General features: G+C 31.4%; 25 protein-coding genes, 2 pseudogenes and 1 other annotated feature. Of the genes and pseudogenes, 24 read left to right on the top strand and 3 right to left on the bottom strand.

The features are described from left to right. The first annotated feature begins 33 nt into the window (after nucleotides 1-33). The 11 genes and pseudogenes from EDD60_RS03965 to EDD60_RS03935 all read left to right on the top strand — a co-directional run bounded on the left by EDD60_RS03965 (nucleotide 34) and on the right by EDD60_RS03935 (nucleotide 5,791). On the top strand, nucleotides 34-213 hold the full coding sequence (locus EDD60_RS03965) for a hypothetical protein (RefSeq protein ID WP_066449059.1): 180 nt from the start codon (nucleotides 34-36) through the stop codon (nucleotides 211-213). A gap of 173 nt (nucleotides 214-386) precedes the next feature. Continuing rightward, nucleotides 387-738, top strand: a pseudogene (gene tnpA / locus EDD60_RS03960) (IS200/IS605 family transposase). Continuing rightward, on the top strand, nucleotides 735-920 hold the full coding sequence (locus EDD60_RS16720) for a helix-turn-helix domain-containing protein (RefSeq protein WP_207905290.1): 186 nt from the start codon (nucleotides 735-737) through the stop codon (nucleotides 918-920). Before tnpA ends, EDD60_RS16720 begins: the two are co-directional and overlap by 4 nt. 589 nt (nucleotides 921-1,509) lie before the next feature. Then, a pseudogene (locus tag EDD60_RS16800) lies at nucleotides 1,510-1,680 on the top strand (hypothetical protein); the annotation flags it as partial. Then, a complete protein-coding gene (locus EDD60_RS16715; protein ID WP_207905289.1) occupies nucleotides 1,671-1,838 on the top strand; it encodes a zinc ribbon domain-containing protein in 168 nt (55 codons plus the stop codon). The pseudogene EDD60_RS16800 and the gene EDD60_RS16715, both read left to right, overlap by 10 nt. A 179-nt stretch (nucleotides 1,839-2,017) precedes the next feature. After that, entirely contained in the window at nucleotides 2,018-2,410 is a 393-nt protein-coding gene (locus tag EDD60_RS16350) for a hypothetical protein (RefSeq protein ID WP_229105177.1), read from the top strand. A 52-nt stretch (nucleotides 2,411-2,462) separates the two neighbouring features. After that, a complete protein-coding gene (locus EDD60_RS16345; RefSeq protein ID WP_229105176.1) occupies nucleotides 2,463-2,825 on the top strand; it encodes a hypothetical protein in 363 nt (120 codons plus the stop codon). Beyond that, entirely contained in the window at nucleotides 2,794-3,270 is a 477-nt protein-coding gene (locus EDD60_RS16340; protein WP_243646632.1) for a phage tail sheath family protein, read from the top strand. Before EDD60_RS16345 ends, EDD60_RS16340 begins: the two co-directional genes overlap by 32 nt. After that, nucleotides 3,261-3,620 (top strand): phage tail sheath C-terminal domain-containing protein, encoded by a 360-nt coding sequence (locus tag EDD60_RS16335; RefSeq protein WP_318026099.1) that lies wholly within the window; start codon nucleotides 3,261-3,263, stop codon nucleotides 3,618-3,620. The genes EDD60_RS16340 and EDD60_RS16335 overlap by 10 nt, the downstream gene beginning before the upstream one ends. After that, a complete protein-coding gene (locus tag EDD60_RS03945) occupies nucleotides 3,575-4,006 on the top strand; it encodes a phage tail protein (protein ID WP_066449056.1) in 432 nt (143 codons plus the stop codon). The genes EDD60_RS16335 and EDD60_RS03945 overlap by 46 nt, the downstream gene beginning before the upstream one ends. Before the next feature lie 1,380 nt (nucleotides 4,007-5,386). Beyond that, nucleotides 5,387-5,791 (top strand): DUF4259 domain-containing protein, encoded by a 405-nt coding sequence (locus EDD60_RS03935; protein ID WP_066449053.1) that lies wholly within the window; start codon nucleotides 5,387-5,389, stop codon nucleotides 5,789-5,791. 575 nt (nucleotides 5,792-6,366) lie between these two features. On the opposite strand, the gene EDD60_RS03930 is transcribed toward EDD60_RS03935, so the two are convergent. Continuing rightward, nucleotides 6,367-7,512: an AraC family transcriptional regulator gene (locus EDD60_RS03930; RefSeq protein ID WP_066449050.1), complete on the bottom strand. Its 1,146-nt coding sequence runs from the start codon at nucleotides 7,510-7,512 to the stop codon at nucleotides 6,367-6,369. A 159-nt stretch (nucleotides 7,513-7,671) separates the two neighbouring features. On the opposite strand from EDD60_RS03930, the gene EDD60_RS03925 reads away from it, so the two are divergent. The 9 genes from EDD60_RS03925 (at nucleotide 7,672) to EDD60_RS03885 (ending at nucleotide 15,673) form a co-directional block, all read left to right on the top strand. Further along, a complete protein-coding gene (locus EDD60_RS03925; RefSeq protein ID WP_066449047.1) occupies nucleotides 7,672-8,985 on the top strand; it encodes a PTS sugar transporter subunit IIC in 1,314 nt (437 codons plus the stop codon). Next, nucleotides 8,975-10,060 (top strand): SGNH/GDSL hydrolase family protein, encoded by a 1,086-nt coding sequence (locus EDD60_RS03920; RefSeq protein ID WP_132226222.1) that lies wholly within the window; start codon nucleotides 8,975-8,977, stop codon nucleotides 10,058-10,060. Before EDD60_RS03925 ends, EDD60_RS03920 begins: the two co-directional genes overlap by 11 nt. Continuing rightward, entirely contained in the window at nucleotides 10,045-11,022 is a 978-nt protein-coding gene (locus EDD60_RS03915; RefSeq protein WP_066449042.1) for an alpha/beta hydrolase, read from the top strand. Before EDD60_RS03920 ends, EDD60_RS03915 begins: the two co-directional genes overlap by 16 nt. Then, nucleotides 11,016-12,410 carry a 6-phospho-beta-glucosidase gene (locus EDD60_RS03910; protein WP_132226221.1) on the top strand — a complete coding sequence of 465 codons (1,395 nt, stop codon included), beginning with the start codon at nucleotides 11,016-11,018 and terminating at the stop codon, nucleotides 12,408-12,410. Before EDD60_RS03915 ends, EDD60_RS03910 begins: the two co-directional genes overlap by 7 nt. After that, nucleotides 12,407-13,309 carry an ROK family protein gene (locus EDD60_RS03905; protein WP_243646627.1) on the top strand — a complete coding sequence of 301 codons (903 nt, stop codon included), beginning with the start codon at nucleotides 12,407-12,409 and terminating at the stop codon, nucleotides 13,307-13,309. Before EDD60_RS03910 ends, EDD60_RS03905 begins: the two co-directional genes overlap by 4 nt. Nucleotides 13,310-13,396: 87 nt before the next feature. After that, a complete protein-coding gene (locus tag EDD60_RS03900) occupies nucleotides 13,397-14,164 on the top strand; it encodes a MurR/RpiR family transcriptional regulator (protein ID WP_066449037.1) in 768 nt (255 codons plus the stop codon). Next, a complete protein-coding gene (locus tag EDD60_RS03895; protein ID WP_066449033.1) occupies nucleotides 14,151-14,927 on the top strand; it encodes a MurR/RpiR family transcriptional regulator in 777 nt (258 codons plus the stop codon). Before EDD60_RS03900 ends, EDD60_RS03895 begins: the two co-directional genes overlap by 14 nt. 40 nt (nucleotides 14,928-14,967) lie before the next feature. Then, nucleotides 14,968-15,345, top strand: a complete 378-nt coding sequence (locus EDD60_RS03890; RefSeq protein ID WP_066449031.1) for a RidA family protein — start codon at nucleotides 14,968-14,970, stop codon at nucleotides 15,343-15,345. Then, a complete protein-coding gene (locus EDD60_RS03885; protein WP_066449029.1) occupies nucleotides 15,329-15,673 on the top strand; it encodes a hypothetical protein in 345 nt (114 codons plus the stop codon). Before EDD60_RS03890 ends, EDD60_RS03885 begins: the two co-directional genes overlap by 17 nt. Before the next feature lie 9 nt (nucleotides 15,674-15,682). Here the strand turns inward: EDD60_RS03885 and EDD60_RS03880 are convergent, their stop codons facing one another. Beyond that, nucleotides 15,683-16,522, bottom strand: coding sequence for an undecaprenyl-diphosphate phosphatase (locus EDD60_RS03880; RefSeq protein WP_066449026.1), 840 nt, complete (start codon nucleotides 16,520-16,522; stop codon nucleotides 15,683-15,685). Between the two features lie 126 nt (nucleotides 16,523-16,648). On the opposite strand from EDD60_RS03880, the gene EDD60_RS03875 reads away from it, so the two are divergent. Continuing rightward, nucleotides 16,649-17,215, top strand: a complete 567-nt coding sequence (locus EDD60_RS03875; protein ID WP_066449024.1) for a hypothetical protein — start codon at nucleotides 16,649-16,651, stop codon at nucleotides 17,213-17,215. 31 nt (nucleotides 17,216-17,246) lie between these two features. On the opposite strand, the gene trpS is transcribed toward EDD60_RS03875, so the two are convergent. Further along, nucleotides 17,247-18,236, bottom strand: a complete 990-nt coding sequence (gene trpS, locus EDD60_RS03870; RefSeq protein WP_066449015.1) for a tryptophan--tRNA ligase — start codon at nucleotides 18,234-18,236, stop codon at nucleotides 17,247-17,249. Nucleotides 18,237-18,270: 34 nt separating this feature from the next. Next, nucleotides 18,271-18,473: a binding site (T-box leader), on the bottom strand. 102 nt (nucleotides 18,474-18,575) lie between these two features. Between trpS and spx the strand changes: the two genes are divergently transcribed. The 3 genes from spx (at nucleotide 18,576) to EDD60_RS03855 (ending at nucleotide 21,303) form a co-directional block, all read left to right on the top strand. Beyond that, on the top strand, nucleotides 18,576-19,037 hold the full coding sequence (gene spx / locus EDD60_RS03865; RefSeq protein WP_066449005.1) for a transcriptional regulator Spx: 462 nt from the start codon (nucleotides 18,576-18,578) through the stop codon (nucleotides 19,035-19,037). A 201-nt stretch (nucleotides 19,038-19,238) separates the two neighbouring features. Further along, the gene (locus tag EDD60_RS03860; RefSeq protein ID WP_066449002.1) at nucleotides 19,239-20,195 is read left to right on the top strand and encodes a N(4)-(beta-N-acetylglucosaminyl)-L-asparaginase; all 957 of its coding nucleotides are present in this window, start codon (nucleotides 19,239-19,241) and stop codon (nucleotides 20,193-20,195) included. 1 nt (nucleotide 20,196) lies between these two features. Beyond that, nucleotides 20,197-21,303 (top strand): Sapep family Mn(2+)-dependent dipeptidase, encoded by a 1,107-nt coding sequence (locus tag EDD60_RS03855; protein ID WP_066449000.1) that lies wholly within the window; start codon nucleotides 20,197-20,199, stop codon nucleotides 21,301-21,303. Nucleotides 21,304-21,310: the final 7 nt, after the last annotated feature.

The raw sequence follows: 21,310 nt of genomic DNA, 5'->3' as shown, positions 1-21,310 counted from the left end.
ATAATAAAGTTATGCATAAAAGGAGCTGATATTTTGAAAAAGATACAATTGATGAGTATAATTGTTTTGATTATAACTTTAATTATAATGTGTGTTCACTGGTTTATGAGTCCTTTGACAGATTGGGTTATTAGAATAGATGGAATTATTATGATGGTGAGCTTACTTGTTGTTACTTATAGTACAGCTAAATTTAAGAAAGATGAATCATAATTGCTGATGTGTAAAATTGAGTAGAATGCAGCTTTAATTTTAACAAATGTTGCAAAGAATTCTCTCAGTTCAATAAGTGATGAGATGAATTTGTAGATAGATTATCATTGCATTTGTCTTTTGCAACTAAGCATATTGTAATATGTTCAGTGGCAGAAAGGATTGTGAAAAATATGAGAGTACAATTAGAAACAAATAATCATTCAGTGCTTTCGCTTCATTATCATCTTGTATTTGTGGTTAAATACAGAAGAAAAGTTATTGATAACAATGTCTCAGATAGACTTAAAGAAATTTTTTCTTATATTGGTGCAAATTATCATGTTACATTTGAGGAGTGGAATCACAATAGTGATCATGTTCATGTCCTTTTCAAATCACACTCTAAAATAGAATTTCCATAAATAGAGAATTAGTTATGGAAAGAATATTTTTGGAGTCGTTCTTTTTGTCTCATGACAACAGGTGGGTCTACACTTGATATTATAGAAAAATTATATTGAAAACCAGGGTAATTATTCGTGAAGAATATTGCCTATAAGTATAGAATATATCCCAATAAGAAAGAATGCATTCTTTTATCCAAGATTTTAGGGTGTGTTCGTTTTGTATATAATAAGATGTTAGAAGAAAAGAATGAATATTATAGAGAACATCATACTCTTATTGGCATGGCTCTTGCGCATTACAAGAAAGATTATGTATAGCTAAAGGAAGTTCTTTACTTGCATTAGCCAATGCACAAAAAAATCTTGAAAAGGCATTTATCAATGACTTCAGAAATGAGAAATCAGGGAGTCAAAGATTTAAGTCAAAGCATAGAAGTCGAGCAAGCTATACAACAAATATGGTGAACAATAATATTTGCATAAGTGAACATCATATTCATCTACCAAAGTTTGGAGATATCTGATGGATATCAAATCAAGAGTGTTACAGTATCAAGAACACCTAGTGATGAATATTATGTTTCTATATGCTTGGCATATGAGGAACTAGTCAATGTTAAATCTAAAGGTATTAAAAAAAATAGGTTTGGATTATTCGATGAGTGAGCTATATGTTGACAGCAATGGCAAACAGCCAAGCTATTAAAAGTATTTCAGATAAAGTGAAAAGAAGCTCATAAAACAACAAAGAAAGCTTTCCAAGTTGAAAGAGATTGTTAAATCAAATAATTGACAATTAAAGGGCAGCAGTCATTATCAAAAACAAAGAAAAAGATTAGTGAAGATTCATCAGAAGGTTACCAATCAAAGAAGGACTTTCTACATAAATTATCAAATCAGATAGCTAATGAATATGATGTTGTATGTATTGAAGATCTTAAATATGAAAGTAATGAGTCAATCACTAAGTTTTGGGGAAAGCGTTGCAGATAATGATTGGGGAATGTTTGTCAACTTTCTAGCATATAAGTTAGAAAAACAAAACAAGGAACTTAGCAAGATTGATGGATGGTATGCAAGCAGTCAAACAGAGGATACAAGAATAAGAAAGTTAAAGAACTATCAGCAAGAAAGTGGATATGTCCAATATGTGGAACACAGCATGATAGAGATACAAATGCAGCAATCAATAAGGGATATCCTGTGGATGCTCAACTTATAGAAGCTGTTGATTAGGAAGCTAGGTGGTGGGAGCATGTCGCAAGAGGTATTAATAGGGGTTTAAATAATATAAAGGTAGGGAGAAGGAAAATATTATGGCTGAATATTTAACACCAGGAGTTTATATTGAAGCGTTTGAATCAGGAGTTAAGGCAATAGAAGGGATTGGGACTAGTACAGCATGATTTGTTGGGATGGCAAGTCGTGGACAAACAATTGGAAAACCAAGACTGATCACTAGCGTTGCGGAATTCCGCAAATATTTTGGAGATTACCTAGGTGAAAAATTTGGTGAACATCGTTTTTTAAGTTATGCAGTTGATCAATTCTTTGCGAATGGTGGAAGTAGTTGTTATGTTATGCGAGTGGCTTCCTTCGAGCAAATCAGTGCATTTGCAGATATTGAAGATACATTAAAAGTGACTGCAATGAGTTCGGGAACTTGGGGTAATACTATTAAAGTGCAGATTCGTAAAGCTTATCAGACAAAAACATATGTAACTCATCAAGCAACTGAAGATGAAGTTAAAAAAAATCAATACACAGTGAATTCGTCAGCTGGATTTTTATTCTGGCGATGTTGTTGAACTTAATGAAAAGCTTTACACAGTTACAAATGTTTTTGATAACATTTTAGAATTGAATAAACCTTTAGAGGGTGATTATTTTAAAGATGTTTTACACCCTAATGTTTTTTTACAAACTGTTGTCATCGATATGCAAATTATATGTGAAGATTTTGGTGAGGTTTATGAGAAATGTTCTCTTAATCCTGGTTCACTATCATTTGTTGTCGATGTCTTAGAAAAATCAGATTTCATTAATGTTAGTCTTATAGAAACCGCTGAGAAAAAGTTAGATACTGAAGCATTTTATGCAAAATACACAACAGATTTTAAGTCTTATTTGTTAGCTGGAGGAACTACGATTATGCCTGCTGCTAGATATGAAGATATGTATATTGGAAAAGATGATGGACCATCTCAGCAATCTGGAATTTAGGCTAGTTCAAAGTGCTTTAATTACACATTGTGAGAGTACGGTAAGTCGTTTTGCTATATTAGATGTAAGTGCAGTAGATAAGTTAAGTGAACATCGTAAACAGTTTGATACAACTTATGCGGCAATGTATCATCCATGGTTAAGTATTTTTGATCCTTTATTAAAGAAAAATTCATACACACCACTAAGTGGGACAATAGCTGGAATTTATGCACGAGTAGATAATACACGTGGTGTCTGGAAAGCTCCGGCAAATGAAGTTGTGAGAAATGCAACTAGATTATCAGTTCATTATAATGAAGCAGAACAAGAAAAGTTAAATCATCCTAAAGGTATAAACTTAATTCGGTCTTTACCTGGTATGGAAATTCATGTTTGGGGTGCAAGAACATGTTCGAGTGATGGAAATTGGAAATATATCAATGTACGTAGACTATTTATTTAAATGAATCTATTAAAGCAGATACAAGTTGGGCTGTTTTTGAACCTAATGATGAAAATCTATGGTCAAGAGTTTCTGGGATTATTCGCATTTTCTTAACAACTTTATGGCGTGATGGGGCATTAATTGGTTCAACATCTGATGAAGCTTTCTTCATAAATGTTGGAAAGTCAACGATGACACAAAATGATATTTTAAATGGTCGTTTGATTTGTGTGATTGGCGTTGCACCAGTTAGACCAGCAAAATTTGTTATTTTTAGAATTACACAAAAATGGAAGATGCAAGGTAAAGGAGTGAATAGACAATGGCATATGTATATCCATATAAAAAATACAATTATATTGTTTTAATTGATTCAAAAGAAGTTGGTGGGTTCTCTGAAGTCAACGCTGGAGAAATCATAACAGATCCTATTGAGTACCGTGAGGGACTTCATCCTGTAAATACTGTTTTTAAGCAGCAAGGACTTGTAAAATATGGCAATGTGACTTTAAAATGGGGCCTCGTTACCGGAACTGAATTGATAACATGGCTACAAAGCACAGTAGATGGAACCTGTGAAAGAAAAACGGTTACCATTCAACTTTGTGATGACTTGCATATAGTGGTTGCTGAATGGAAATTTATTAATGCATGGCCAATAAAGTATACACCAACTGATTTTAATGCAACAAGTAATGAAATTGCTATTGAAAGTATAGAGTTGGCACATGAAGGTGTTGAACGTATTAAATGATAAGGTAAAGAAGACAAAGAAAAATGAATTTTCAAATAGCATATGATTTTACATTACCCAAAGGTTATGTAGATGAAACAGGAATTGCTCCATCGTCAAGGAACAATGAGACTTGTAATAGCTGGAGAGGAAATATATGCTATGTAGCATCACAAAGTAAGACAAAATCTAGATTATGTAAGTTTTGTTGAGATTTCTAGTGTCATTACATGAAATACCAACTATCCATGTTGTCTGTCCACATTGTGGTAAGGGGTTTAGTGATACACTAAATTTTACAAATCAAAAATGAGTTTGTATACATACAATGAACTCATGAAACAAATTTCATTTCTGAGTTATTATTTTCATTAGTCTTTGGATGACATTCTTGATCTTTCTCATCTTTCCAAAGAACAGTTCTGTACCCAAATTAATCAGATTCATCGAGAAATTAATCATGAACCAAAGAATTATTGATTTTTAAACATATAATCAGATAAAGGTATTACTGTTAGACCACTTATACTGTTTACACATTTTTCTCCTTTAGAATCTTTATATATAATCCATATTCATTATCCTAACATTAATTCTTTGTTTGCATCTATAATAATCTCACTATCTATGACTGATTTATTTCGACTCATCACTAGTATCAGATTCTTATTAATGAGATGATTAAATATTCTTACTGATGTATTATTTATTAGCGTATAAAATGTATGGTAGCTTTCTTCTGTAAATATGTCTACTCTGCAATTAATAGATTTCAATCTTGTCTGAATATATTCTTTGACTTCCTTTTCGTCAAATCCTGTAAATGGAAGCATGTCACGAGATAATTATTTTGTGAGTTGGGAATACTTGAAAAGGCATAGTGAATATGCTATTATAGTTTTGTAAGTTTATAATAACCTATTGAAAGAGTGTGTATTCACACCCAAAAGAAAACCAGGAGCTGCCACTCCTGGTTTTTGGTTATTCACCATGCTTCTTGCATCCGTCTAACCATTTGCCGATCAGTTCAATACAAAGATTGACAATGACACCAGCCGTAACGGCAGCCAAGAAGTTTATAATAACCTCTATCATGCGTATTCACCTCCTCCACATTGCTAGTGGCTGGGTGATAAGCAGATTATAACATGGAATAAACAGGTGTGAGTCTCAACTTGATGACAAATTTGTTCCATGTTTTTCTCATGAAAAATAATAAAAATGTTTAAAAATCAATATCTTTATGAGACGTTTTTGAAAAATAGATGAGAATATAATGAGAAGTGAATACTTTTACCAATAATAAAGAATTGAAATATTCGTTTTTTTATTTATATTGTCTTAACTGTGGGATGGTGTCATAATAAAAATAAGTCATAAATTGTAAAGGAGAAGATAAAAATGGGTGCATGGGATTTTGCTGTATTTGATGATGATACAGCTTATGATGTTTTAGATGATCTTAAGGAATCATCAGATATTATTAAGGATATGGAAAAGTATTTTGATGATGTTATAGAGGCAGACTATGTGGAATATGAAGAAGGTTATTATGCTTTGGTTTCAGCTGCAGTGCTTGATAGTGTCGTGAATGATACTCAGTATAGATGCGATGATGAAGATTATTTTGAATGGATCAAGTCATTAAAGAAAATCGATTTGACTTCACTTCAATCAAAGGCTATCAAAGCAATTGATGTTATTATAAGTGATAAGTCAGAATTAAAGGAATTGTGGGAAGAAAATGAAGAACTTTATTCATCGTGGAGAGAGGATAAACGTTCTATACAAAAAAGACTTTTATGATAATTTATGGGTGTGAAAAGTGGATAGTTATGGAATTGAATATTTTTGTGTATTATCTAAATAATTTAGACTTGTGAGTTCAAATAAAATCGTTTGCATTTTCAATAAAAGAGATAATTTATCAATATTGTATGATGATTATTGAATTTTAAAACAATGCTAGGAAATTTATATAAAAGAATCGTGATTCAAATAGGTTCAACACTCAATGTAATATTTCTACGTGAAAAATGTATTAATTATGTTGATATTGTTGTGGCACAGGTGAGAAGGATACGTCATCTTGAGTTGGAGGTCCATTATTGATGAAGCTAGAAGAACTGAATAAAGTTGGCATACTTCAATGAGAAACAACTATTTTAGAAAATTCATATATACGACTTCAGTATAAAGTTTTCTCTTAGATGAAAGAAGGGTCATATTGTGATAACATCAGATGTAGTTAAACAAATAGGAGAAAAGCTATCTTTAGAAAACAGTGGTTTAAAAAATCAATATTTAGCTGAAGATATAATAAATATCGTATATTATAGATGAAGATAATCAAAAACGAAATGGTGAATTGCCATTTCGTTTTATAAATACTGAAAATTCTTTTGTCTGAATTCTTTTGGTGTTTGGTTTGTGACTTGTTTAAATCTTTGAGTAAAGTGACTTTGACTTGTAAAGTTTAATAATGTACTGATTTCTTGAAAAGAATGATCAGTAAAGAGAAGAAGATGTTTAGCTTCTTCGATTTTTCTTTCTAATAAATATTGAGTAAAAGAAATTCCTAATTCCTTTTTAAAACGTGATGAAATATAGACAGAACTATGATTGGTTAAATCTTCTAAGTCTTGTAAGGTTACTTTTTCATAGAGATGTGTATCAATATAACTAACGCATTGATTGATTAAAGTAGAACATTTTTTAGCATTGGATTGAATCAGTTTGATATATTCATAACTAGCATACTTGATGTATTGAATACATTCTTGAACATTACGAATATGAGGAAGATTTTGAATCAGTGCATCAGAGAGACCAAAGGCGCTTTCTAAAGGAACACCTTCATTGATAACCATACGTGTCATGAGGGTCACAATAGAAATGAATTTAATCTTGACTGTGTCTAAGGAACTTTCTGCTAAAGAAACAATATAAGTTTTATTAAATTGAGTAAAAATCCAATCAATCTTATCTTTACGACCTCTTTTCACATAATCCAAAAAACGCAGTTCAAATTGATAAGAATCACGTGTTGTATCTTCTATGCGACGATCATATACGTTCTTTTCAAAGATTTCCTGTGAACTCATGGCTTGTGGATTGATTCTTAAATATTCAATGGGAATTTGTTTATCATCAATATCCTGATGAGTTAAAAAAGTATATAACATGCTAATGGCTTTAATGAAATTATCTAATGATTCAGTAGAAATATAAGTTTGAAATTGACTAAAATAATCAGGTTTTTCTTGTGATGCACCAAGTAATAAACAAGGACCAATGAGAATAATAAAGTCCTCATAAGAAAATGATGCTAGTAAGGATTGATAGGTATTGATGACATGAACAGGATATTTATCTTGTTTGAGTAGATAAGGGAAATCTTGGATATGAAGATATAATGGAGAGTATGAAGGAAAGAGGAGTTGATGTGACTTATCAATGATACAAATAGGGATATAAGTACGTTGATAAAAGGTATCAAAGAGTTTTGTCAATATTTCTAGTTTCATAGTCATTCTCCTTAAAATTATTATAAAAATATTAAAAATATGATATATATACAACTAGGACTATTATATAATAGCCTTGCAACAAAGTAAAGCGTTTACAGATATGGCCATATCTCTTTCACTTTGATAGCAGGATATATGTAGAAAGGATTGAACTTTATGCAAAAGTTAGAACAATTAATTAATGCGAAAATAATGCCATTAGCTGAGAAGATGACTAAGAATAAAATCTTAGGGGCATTAATGGAAGGTTTTATTAGAACAAGTCCAATTACACTTGGAATTGCTTTTATTACAATCGTTGGAAACTTCCCAATACCTGGGTGGACAAATTATTTAAAAGAAATTGGTTTAATGGCTCATGTTGATGCGATTACCAATGGGGCAACAGGAGTCTTAACTCTTTATGTCATTTATTCTCTTGCCATGGCTTATGCCAAACGTTTAGAAACAAATGAAAAGAATGCTGCCATTATTTCTCTTGCTTTCTTTATTATGATTATTCCACAAACCATTACGACAACAGTGATGCAAGATGGAAAAGCAGTAGAAAGTGTTATTAATGCTTTAAAACTTGATTATTTAGGTGGTCAAGGTTTATTTATTGGAATGATTGTGGCTTTGGTTGTCACAAAATTATATGCTTATTTATCTAGTAAGAATTTAACATTTAAATTACCTGATAGTGTTCCTCCAATGGTTTCACAATCATTATCACCAGTTTTTGTTGTGACAATTATCTTTGTCTTAGCATTTGTGATCAGAGTCGGATTTAGTTTCACTCCAGCTGGAGATATTATTAATTTCTTTATTCAAACAATTAATGCTCCATTAAATTCAATGGTTGCTAGTCCAATTTCAATTATTATCATTATGGGATTGCTTGCTATTTTATGGTTCTTTGGTATTCATAATGCTGTTTTACAAGGACCTTTAGGAGTCATTAGTTTAACTATGGTAATGGGAAATATTCAAGCTTTCCAAGCTGGAAAAGAACTTCCTTATTTATTACCTTCAGTCATTTATGGAGGGATGATGGCTTCTGGATTCATGAGTATTGTGATTGGTTATATGTTTAAAGCCAAATCAGCAAAATTTAAACAACTTGCAAAATTATCATTTATCCCATCTGTTTTCAATATTACAGAACCAATTATGTTTGGGATGCCAATTATTATGAACCCAATGTTTATGATTCCTCAATGTTTTACTCAAATTATTAGTGGTTTTGTGACTTGGGGATTAGCCGTTACAATTTTACCTGTGAGCTTAAATCCAACAATGTCATTATTACCTTGGACAACACCAATCTTTATAAAAATGCCTTTAGCAGGGGGAATTAACTATACAATTATTATGATTATTTGTTTTGCGATTACTTTTATGATGTGGTATCCATTTATCAAAGTTGCAGATCGTCATGAATATGAATTAGAACAAGCTAACGAAGAAAGTTTACAAAATGTCAAATAATCAATGGACAACTTATTGGAGTCGTGCTCAAAGAGGACTTGGCTTGATTCCAACACCTTGTTTAAAACATCAACATATGACTTTGAAGGCGATTCCTCAAAGTCATATGTTAAGATTAAGATTTGCAGCCTTTTATGAAACACAACCCATCGAAATTACCAATGCTTATCTTTCTGATTCTCATAATCACTATCGCCTTTTCTTTCAAGGACAAGAAAAAGTCACACTCAAGCCACAAGATGCATGCTGGAGTGATGGAATAGATATTCATGAGATGGATCAATCAGAATTAAGACTTGATTATGATATCGTTGTATCGCCAGATTATCACTTTGTTTCTGGTTTTGAAAGAATGGATTATGATGTTTTTAAAGAAGCCCCTCAACAAATTTATGCTTTAAATAGTATTGAATTACAAGGATCATTAAAAGGATGTCTATGTGTTTTTGGTGATTCAATTGTTGAACAAGGGAACTATACTCGTATTCTTCAAGAAAAAGCAATGGAGAAAGGGTATAGTTTGATTAATCTAGGATTAAGTGGTAATCGTCTGTTACGTCAAATTGAGTGTGCTGATTTACAAGATACAGATAATCCAGAAATCACACAGGTTTTGACACAAAAAGTCTATCAAAATATTTCCATTGATAAGCAATGTTTTGGAATATCTGGGTTATCACGTTTTATCAAAGAAGCAAAAGAATGTCATCGAGTTTATCAGTATATCATTGCGATAGGAGTTAATGATTTGTATCAACCAGGAACATTCTGTGCTTTAATGAGTGAATTACCAACCCTTGAAGATATGCAAAAAGGATATATGTCTTTAAGCGAAATGATTCAAGATATACCAACTTTATGGTGTGAAATTACTCCATTTATCAATAATCCGCATTGTACAAAAGAAAAAGAAGAAAGACGTCAACAAATCAATTTATGGTTAAATCAAACAATGAACCAAACAGTATGTTTTGATAATTTAACCAAAGAAGATATGAACGAAGATGGTTTACATCCTAATTTACTTGGTGGAAAGAAAATGGCTAAGGAGATAGAAAAATGTTTAAATATATAATACTCATTATTATCATCATTATTTTATATATTGTTTTTTGGACACCTTATCCATTTGTTTGGTTATTGCGTTCAAAAAAAGAAGTAGAAAGAGAAAAAGGTCCTAACAATATTGAGAAAATCAAAGAAGGAATTCATATTTTGCCTAACCTCCCATATCCTTCAAAATATCCTCAAGCGACTTATGACCTATATCTTCCAAAAAATCAACCCATCAAACATATGATTGTCTGGATTCATGGGGGTTCTTTTATCTCAGGTGATAGCCGAGGAATGCGAAATTTTGCCCCGATGCTTGCAAGTCAAGGTTATGGTGTTTGTGCCATGAATTATGCCTATGCCCCAAGATGTCATTTTCCAAGTCAAGTCAAACAAGTCGATGAAATGTTATGTCATATTCAAAATGATTTAAAAAAAGACAATATCATGATTGAAGATTTTATCTTAGGTGGAGATTCAGCAGGAGCTAATATTGCTGCAACTTATGCATCAATGTATCAAAATGAGACATTGGCATTAAAAGCAAATGTCAATTTACTTAATTCTTTACCAATTAAAGGGTTATTATTGTTTTGTGGTCCTTATGATTTATCAGAAGATTTTCAAAAAGAAGAATTTAAACAATTTCGTTTGTTTATGAAATATATTGGTTGGTCTTATTTAGGACATAAAAATTGGTGGAAAAGAGATGAACGTTTTTATTCATCACCATTGCATAATATTCATAAGTACTTTCCACCAGCTTATATTTGTGATGGTAAGAAATTTTCATTTATGTGGCAAGGTCAAAAACTTGTTCAAGCTTTGAAAAAGCAAGAAATTTATGTAGAAAGTCGTTTTTATGAACACATGTCTCATGAATTTCAATTTGATTATCAAAAGAATGAACAAGAAGCCATGCAGGTTTATGAAGATACACTTCATTTTTTAAAACATATTTTAGAAAAGGAGAGCACATGTTAAAAAAAGAATTTTTATGGGGTGGAGCAGTTGCAGCAAATCAATGTGAAGGTGCCTATGATGAAGATGGTAAAGGTCTTTCGATTATGGATATCATCACTGCTGGTAGTCAAGATGCTCCTCGTCAAGTGACATTAGAAATAAAGGATGATTGTTATTATCCTAATCATGAAGCGATTGATTTTTATCATCATTATCAAGAGGATATTGAATTATTTGCCCAAATGGGTTTTAAATGTTTTCGTACTTCGATTGCCTGGACAAGAATTTTCCCTCATGGGGATGAAGATGAACCAAATGAAGCTGGATTAGCTTTTTATGATCGTTTATTTAAAGCTTTAAAAGCTAAAGGAATTGAACCAGTTGTCACAATATCACATTATGAAATGCCTCTTGATTTGGTAAAAAAATATGGTGGTTGGTCAAATCGTCGATTGATAGATTTTTATACGAAATATGCATCTGTTTTATTTCATAGATATAAAGGCATTGTTCGTTATTGGATGACTTTCAATGAAATTAACAGTACGGTTAAGATTACTATGATTGCAGGTGTTTTAATAAAACCGGGTGAAAATCAAAAGCAGATTGCTTATCAAGCTTTACATCATCAGTTTGTCGCTAGCAGTAAAGCAGTTCAATTAGCACATGAAATTGATCCAGATAATAAAGTGGGTTGTATGGTTATGACAACGGTGGGTTATCCACAAACCAGTCATCCTTTAGATGCCCTTGCTGCTCAAGAATATTTAAGAGATGGTACATTGTTTTTTTGTGATGTACAATGTCGTGGATATTATCCAGGATATTTTCAAAATTATCATATTGAATTAGATATTACTGATGATGATTTGAAGAATTTAAAAGCTGGGACAGTTGATTATATTGGTTTTTCTTATTATTCTTCACAAGTTGTTTCACATCTTGATGGTGGAGAAAAAGTGAAAGGGAATATAGTGGATGGTTTGAAGAATCCTTATTTACAAGCGAGTGAATGGGGATGGCAGATTGATCCAGATGGTTTGAAATATTTAATGCGCATACTTTATGAACGTTATCAATTGCCTTTATTTATTGTTGAAAATGGTTTAGGGTATGATGATCAAATCAATGAGAATGGTGAAATTATTGATGATTATCGTATTGATTATATGCGTGCACATATCCAAGCTATGAAGGATATTGTTGAACAAGAAGGTATTGATTTGATGGGGTATACAGCTTGGGGACCAATAGATATTGTTAGTGCTGGAACTGGTGAAATGAAGAAACGTTATGGAATGATTTATGTGGATAAAGATAATGAGGGACATGGATCATTAAAGCGAATGAAAAAGAAATCATTTGATTGGTATCGACAAGTGATTTTAAGTAATGGAGAAATATTATGATGAAATATTTAAGTATAGATGCTGGGGGAACTTTTATTAAGTATGCCTGGATGGATGAAGATGGATATATCTTACAACAAGGGAAAAAGCCAACACCTTATACATCAAAAGAAGATTTTATGAAGATAATTCGTGAAATCTGGCAACAATGTGATGATAAAAAAGGTGGAATCGCAATGAGTCTACCAGGAACAATTGATACATCAAAAGGTTATATTTTCCAAGGTGGTTCTTTGACTTATCATCATGGATTGGCTTTAAAAGAGTGGTATGAAGAAGTTTTTCAAGTTCCTGTGGAGATTGAAAATGATGCCAGATGTGCAGCAATAGCAGAAATGACGGCTGGTCATATGCAAGGTATCAATAATGGAATTGTTTTAACTTTTGGCACAGGAGTTGGTGGATGTTTTATTATAAATGGTGAGATTTATAAGGGAACACATCTTTTCTCTGGAGAAGTTTCTATGTTGATTTGTGATGATATAAAAGTCAAAGGAATGGATGCTGTGTTAGGACATATTGGTGGGATTGGTCATTTTGTAAAAAGAGTTTGTGAAGCAAAAAAGGTTGATATTACAGATGGAAAAACAGTTTTTGATTGGATTGCCTCAGGTGATGAGATAGCTTTAAAAGTCTTTCAAAAATATTGTTATGATATTGCAATTCAACTCTTTAATATGCAAATTATGTTAGATCCTATGCGTGTTTGTATTGGTGGCGGTGTGAGTGAAAATCCAATTTTCATTCAGGGTATTCAAACGGCTATGAAGGCTTTTTATGAATCATTACCAGTGGCTATGCCACGATTAGAAATTGTTGCTTGCCAGTATCATAATGATGCAAATTTAAAAGGGGCTTTCTATCATTTTCAAAAACAACAAACTTTAGCAAGAAAATAAAAATTTCTTGCTTTTTTTGATAAAAAAATATAAAGTATTTTGTGCATAGTTCTTTGTAAAAAAATGGAAAATCAGGAGGGAAAGCTTGTGCGCCTAGAAGAATTGATTAGTAAGAACTATAACCAATTAAATGAAAATGATCTTTATATTTGGCAATATATTTCAGCCCATCGTAAAGAATGTGAAAAGTTATCAATTGATGAATTGGCATCACGTTGTCATGTTTCAAGAACAACTGTTTTACGTTTTTCTAAACGTTTAGGGTTAAAAGGATATGCAGAATTAAAAGTTTATTTACGTATTGATAATCAAAATTATCAATATAAACAAACAGGTGTAGAATTGGTTTATGAAAGATATCAAGCATATATCAAAGATATAAAAAAACGCGATATGACGCGTGTCATTGAAGTGATAGCAAATGCTAAAAATACTTATGCTTATGGAACTGGTAGTATTCAAAATAATGTAGCTGCTGAATTAAAACGTTCTTTTTTGATTGTTAATAAAATGTTTTTTACCATTCAATCAACGAATGAAACAAATGCTTTTGAAGAAATTATTACTGATCAAGATTTAATTGTTATTATTTCTTATTCAGGAGAAAATGAACAAGCCGTTCAATTTGCTAAAAAATTAAAGATGAAAGGTGTTCCTATTATTAGTATCACTGCAACCCAAAACAATACTCTATCACATCTTGCAGATGAAGCTTTATATGTGGATGTTCCTAATATTGTTAATCCTTTAGGACCACGTTATGAAGGATTGGTGAATTATTTTATCTTAATTGATTTTATTCTTGTAAAATATATGGATTATTATGAAAGGAAGATGAATAGTGACATTAGATGAGTTAGTAGAATCTCATTATGATGAGTTAAATGAAAATGATTTATATATCTGGCAATATATTTTTCATCATAAAACAGAATGTCAAAAAATGTCCATTCAACAATTGGCTCATGCCTGCAATGTTTCTCATACAAGTATTATCCGTTTTACAAAAAAGATTGGGTTAGATGGTTATAGTGAATTAAAAGTTTATTTAAAATGGAGTTTAAATAAACAATTTGACTTTGATAGTTACAGTATGCGTCATTCTTCAGATGAATTGAAAAGAACTTTAGATGTTATGGAAAATAGAGATTTAGATCATATTTTTCACAATATTGATACTGCTGGAAGAATCTTCTTGTTTGGAACAGGTGAAGTTCAAAATCATGCAGCCTTGGAATTTAAAAGGGAATTTGCTTATCGTCATAAGATTATGCATGTTATTGAGGGGAATACAGAATTAGATACAGTTTTGAATAATATTTTACCTGATGATTTCTTTATTCTTATTTCGCTTTCAGGGGATAATGAACGTGTTGTGACTTTAGCAAAATACTTACATAAGATGAATATTCAAACATTAGGAATTGCGAGACATAAACGTAATTTGTTATCACAATATGTTGATGATTATATTGGTTTTGAAACAAGTGATTTTCATACTGGTTTTCAAGATAAGAGTTATTGTTGTACAGGACATTTTTTCTTGATTGTTAATATGTTGTTTTTAAGATATTTAGAATATTGCTCATTAAAGGAAAGTAATGGTAGTTTCAGTTAAAATAATTTGATATAATAATGGTGTTTGGAGGTAAGATAAAATGAAAACAGTTGTAAAAACAGATAAAGCTCCTGGAGCTATTGGACCTTATAGTCAAGGAATCGATTTAGGGAATATGATTTTCTTTTCTGGTCAAATTCCATTAAATCCACAAACAGGAGAAATGCCAGAAGGCATTGAAGCACAAGCAAAACAAGCTTTAGAAAATGTAAAAGGTTTATTAGAAAGTCAAGGGTTAGATTTTTCTCATGTTGTGAAAACAACAGTATTCTTAGATAACATGGATGATTTTAATACTGTTAATGGAATTTATGCACAGTATTTTGTAGAACCTTATCCAGCAAGAAGTGCTGTAGAAGTTGCAAAACTTCCTAAAGGAGCATTGATTGAGGTAGAGGTTATTGCGGTTAAATCATAACAAAGTTCTTTTAGCAGAAAGGTTTCACTGTTATATAAGGGTTTATTATGCGGATGGTCATTATGAACTTCGAGATGAAAATATTCAGGATTATATTAAGCAAAATAGAGGGAAAAGTGGATATAAACATCCTATTTTAATAGAAAATCAAAATTTGTATCCAACAATTGATCAAAAGGAAAATCTTTGTTGTTGGATTAATCTTGGATATATTGAAGAAAAAAATCCATTTTATATATGGGTTTTACAATCACGAGGTTTATATGACAAAGCAGTTAAAATGTATGTTAATTTTAAATTAAAGGAATTAGTAAAAGATAGCTGTTGAGGCTATCTTTTAAAGTACGATTAAGGCAAATAATCCCATTGCAAGGCAATAGAAAGAAAAATAATTCATTTTACGTTTATTTAAAATATTAAATAATAATTGTAAAGCTAAATAAGTAACAACCCCACTAATGATAAAAGCAATAAAATAAGGTAACCATAAAGTAGAAAGTGTAGGACTAGAAATAAAGTCTTTTAATTTTAAGACAATAGCACCCAAACTGACAGGCATAAACATAAAGAAAGAAAAGTCACGGGCAGTTTTTTGTTCTAATCCGCCTAACATTCCACCAGTGATTGTTGAACCACTACGGGAAATACCCGGTAATAAAGCAACCAGCTGAAAACATCCCATACGTAAAGCATCCCATAAATTTAATTTTCTTTTCGTACGCTTTCCTTTATATCCATATTTATGAATTAACATTAAAAAGACAGCTGTTATTAAAAGTGTACAACCGACTAATTTAACATTAGAAAAAGCTGTTTCAATATAATCATTAAATAAAACTCCACCAATTGCTGCTGGAATAGTCGCAACAATCAACAACATGCAATAACGAAAATCTGGTAATTTCTCATCCCTTGAATCAGCTTTAAAGATATAACTAAAAAAAGAAACAAAGAGACGGGCAATATCTTTACGATAATAAAACATAATCGCAAGCAGTGAACCAGTATTCACTAAAACTTCAAAAGTAATATCAGTCGTTGGAAACTTCCAACCTAAATGTTCAAATATAGTTTTGAAAATAACAAGATGACCACTACTAGAAATAGGTATAGGTTCACTAAATCCTTGAATAGCTCCAAGTATTCCATAAACAAGTATATTTTGTAATAATTCCATATGATTTCCCCTTATTCTTTAGATATATCTTTATTATAACGAAAATAAGGAGAAAAATATAGAAAGAATTATATTTAATCATTTTTGAGGAATACTAAACATATGATGAGGTATAGGGGGTAACATATGTTTTTAGTTAATTTTGTTTATGATGATGAAGAATTATTAGAACCCTATGAATGGCAGGATGATGATTGTTTTGAAGAATTTTATTATCTGCCAATTTATTATGTGTCATTAGAACAATTACATGATTTTATTTATGCTCAATTATGTATTGATGATTTAGAGGATTCTATTTTCATTGTCTGTGATGGTCATTATAGTGTTGTTATTGAAATGAGAGATGGACATATTTATCGTAGAGGAACTGTGAATTTATTACAAAGAGATGTGATTAATGATATTACAAAGACTTTAGGAATGACTTATTTTGAATATAGAATCATAGAAGAAGCTTATGAAAAAGAGTTTGGCTTAACCCGTGATGAAAGATTAAAGAAGATTTGTTTAGAAGAAGTCATTGATGAAATTTTTGTTGTTCATTATGAATTGTTTTTAGAAATATGTGAACAGTTAAATATTAAGGAAGAAGGACCAAGTGAAAAATATCTTGCTTTAAAACATAAGATTGAAAAGGGATATTCTTCTTTACATGAATTGTTATATCAAGAATTGGTGCAAAAAGGGTAATGAAAAAGCATGGAAATCCATGCTTCATTCACTATCTTTTTTTAATTGTAATACCAATTTTTCTTTCCACTTTAGAAAGTTTCTTTCTAGCAATTGGTCTTGCTTTAGCAGCACCAGCTTCTAAGACATCATCTAAATAACTTCCGGTTGTAATTTCTTTATAACGTGCTTGAATCTTTTCTAATTCATTTCCAACAACTTCAGCTAAATCCGTTTTAAATTCACCATAACCTTTACCATCATATTGTTTTTCAATATCTTCAATAGAACGATTAGATAAAATAGAATAGATTTCTAATAAGTTAGAAATACCAGGTTTATTTTCTGGATCATAATGAATATGACCATCACTATCAGTTACTGCTGATTTGATTTTTTTCTTAGAAACATTAATATCATCTAAAATATAAATTGTTCCTTTGCCATTTTCATCTGATTTAGACATCTTCTTTGTTGGATTTTGTAAATCCATGATTCTTCCTCCCACCTTAGCAATCAATGGTTCAGGAATTTTAAAAGTCTCACTATAACGTGAATTAAATCTTTCGGCAACATCACGGCATAATTCAACATGTTGCTTTTGATCTTCACCAACGGGAACATAATCAGGATCATACATTAAAATATCAGCATTCATTAATGAAGGATAATTGAAGATTCCAGCACCAATGACTTCATTTTTAGAAGCTTTATCTTTATATTGAGTCATACGAGAAAGTTCACCCATTGAAACCATACATCCTAAATACCATCCAAGTTGAGCATGTTCTAAGACATCAGATTGTAAAAATAAAGTTACTTTTTCTGGATCTAATCCTGCAGCAATATACAAAGCAATTAAATCTCTTGTATTTTGTCTTAATTCTTTAGGTTCTTGATAAATTGTCATTGAGTGAAGATTGGCAATAAATATAAACATTTCATACTCATCTTGGTAAGAAACAAATGGCTTAATAGCACCAATATAGTTTCCTAAAGTGACTCTCCCTGTTGGTTTAATTCCACTTAACATTCTTTTCATATACTTTCCTCCTTGAAATAAAAAAACGTCCTTATAAAAGGACGTAAATATACGTGGTACCACCTTTGTTCATATCTAATGATATGCACTCTTATCTTAACGCGATTAACGATTGATAACTGTTGCTACCAATAACTCCAGAATCCCAATTTCATCTATAACCATGACTTGTTTCCATCACCCACAAGCTTTCTATTACAAAGATTATAAACTACTTCATTCCTTCTTCGTCATAATGACATTATAAGATTGTTAGAATGAAAAATCAATAGATAATAAAAAAAGAATTTCATAAATAATAAAAATGTTGTATAATGAGATAGATAAGGAGATGATGTTATGATAAGAATTTATACAGCACCAAGTTGTGCGTCATGTCGAAAGGTAAAAGCATGGTTGAAGGAGCATCAGATTCCTTATGTTGAAAAAAATATTTTTTCAACATTATTGAGAGAAGCAGAATTAAGAGAGTTGCTTGAACGAAGTGAAAATGGAACTGATGATATTATTTCTAAACGTTCAAAAATTATTAAAGAAAATAAAGTTGATATTGATGAGATGTCAGTGAATGAATTGATTCATTTTATTCAAGAAAACCCTTCTATTTTAAAAAGACCAATTATTATTGATGAAAGACGTTTTCAAGTGGGATATAATGCTGAAGAAATTAGAGCTTTTATTCCTCGTGAATTAAGAAGGCTTCAAGAATGTGATAACAGTGACTTCTGTCCACAATTTACTGATATTAAAAAAGAATACTATAAAGATAAAACGAAAGAATGTCCAGAAGGATGTGAATAGCAGATTAAGCGAAGGCTTAATCTGTTTTTAATTGACTGAATATTTTTATAAATTGATAAATAAAGTGACTTAAAAAAATGGGCTAATGTCATGTAGAATTTGAGATGGTGTCTTGATGAAAAAGAAAACAGATGAATCTTCGTCTGTTTTCTTTTTCTATTTCATAGTATAATAATAGTAGCATGAAAGGAGAATTTGAGTATGTGGGGTATTATTGCAACTTGGCGTATGGCTGTAGAAGGAATTAGTGAAGCCAGTCATATCTTAGAAAATAATGGGGATGCAGGTGATGCAATTGAAACGGCTATTCAGGCAGTTGAAGATTTTGAATATTATAAATCAGTAGGTTATGGGGGACTTCCTAATGAAGAAATGGAAGTTGAATTAGATGCCGCTTATATGGATGGTGATACATTAGATATTGGAGCAGTCGCAGCGATTAAAGATTTTGCGAATCCAGTATCAATTGCACGTCGTTTATCACGTGAGCGTGTGAATTGTATGTTAGTAGGTGAAGGGGCTGAAAAGTTCGCCCATAAGGAAGGTTTTGAAAGAAAAAATATGCTGACAAGTCGAGCAAAGATTCATTATAAAAATCGTCTCAAAGAAGTTCAACAACAAGATATTAAACCTTATTCTGGTCATGATACAGTTGGTATGGTTTGTTTAGATACCAAAGGAAAAATGACTTCGGCAACATCTACAAGTGGTTTGTTTATGAAGAAAAAAGGTCGTGTTGGTGATTCACCAATCTGTGGTTCGGGTTTTTATGTGGATTCTCAAGTTGGAGGAGCAAGTGCAACAGGACTTGGTGAAGATTTAATGAAGGGTTGTATTTCTTATGAGATTGTAAGACTTATGAAAGAAGGAATGCATCCACAAGAGGCATGTGAAAAAGCCGTGAATGAATTGGATAAAAAATTAAAAGCAAGACGAGGAAAAGCTGGAGATCTTTCATTGATTGCGATGAATAATAAAGGAGAATGGGGTGTTGCGACGAATATTGAAGGGTTTTCTTTTGCTGTAGCAACAGCGAGTCAACCACCAATTGTCTATTTGACAAAAGTTGTTGATGGACGTTGTATTCATGAAGTGGCTAGCCAAGAATGGTTAGATCAATATATGAAAACAAGAATGGCCCCATTAGAAGAAAAATAAGATGGAAGAAGATATTATTTTACAGGTAGAAGCCTTATCATCACAAATGATTGATGATATTAAAAAGATTGTTCGTTGTCCTAGCGTTGAAGGTGAAGCATTACCAATGGCACCATTTGGAAAAGATATTGCTATGACATTGGATGAAACATTAAAGATTGCTGAAAAATTAGGGTTTGAAACACATAATCTAGATTATTATATAGGTTGGGCACAATATGGTGAAGGTGATGATTATATTGGGATTATTGGTCATCTTGATGTTGTGGAAGTAGGTGAAGGATGGAAACATCCACCCTTTAGTGGTTATGAGGAAGATGGCGTGATTTATTCAAGAGGGATTCTTGATAATAAAGGTCCAATCATGGCTTGTTTATATGCCTTGTATGCGATTAAATCATTACATATTCAATTAAAAAGACCAGTACGTATTCTTTTTGGTTGTGATGAAGAAAGTGGTTTTGTTGATTTAAAATATTATTTAAAGCATGTTTCTCCACCGATTATGGGATGGACACCGGATTGTAAGTATCCTGTTGTTTATGGAGAAAGAGGACGAGCCGTAATTGAAATTTCAACTGATGAAAAGAATGTGGATGAATTTTTTAGTTTTGTGAATACTTATTTTATGAATGCTAAAATGAATGGTGAAACTTTAGGTGTCGATTTTTATGATGAAGAATTTGGTATGAATGAAATGCGACAATATAAATTGAAACATCAACATCAGTCTATCATTTTTTCAGTCACATTTTCTTATCCAGCAAGTATGAAACTTGCTGATTTAATAGAAAAAATTCAAGACAAAGCAGGTCATTTCAAGGTTGAATGTGTTAGTCATTTTGAACCAGTACGCTTTGATCCAAATTGTCCAATGGTTAAAGTTTTACAAAAAGCCTATGAAACAATAACTCATCAAGATGGGACACCCGTGACAACGACGGGTGGAACGTATGCGAAATTGATGCCTCATATTGTTCCTTTTGGTCCTAGTTTTCCAGGACAAAAAGGAATTGGACATCAGCCTAATGAATGGATGAAGGTTGATGATTTAATTAAAAATGCAAAAATATATGCATTAGGAATCTATTATCTGGCAAACTTATAAGGAGGAT

The organism is Longibaculum muris (assembly GCF_004343035.1).
GTDB classification, from domain to species: domain Bacteria; phylum Bacillota_I; class Bacilli_A; order Erysipelotrichales; family Coprobacillaceae; genus Longibaculum; species Longibaculum muris.
This window is presented reverse-complemented; position numbering and strand designations above follow the sequence as displayed.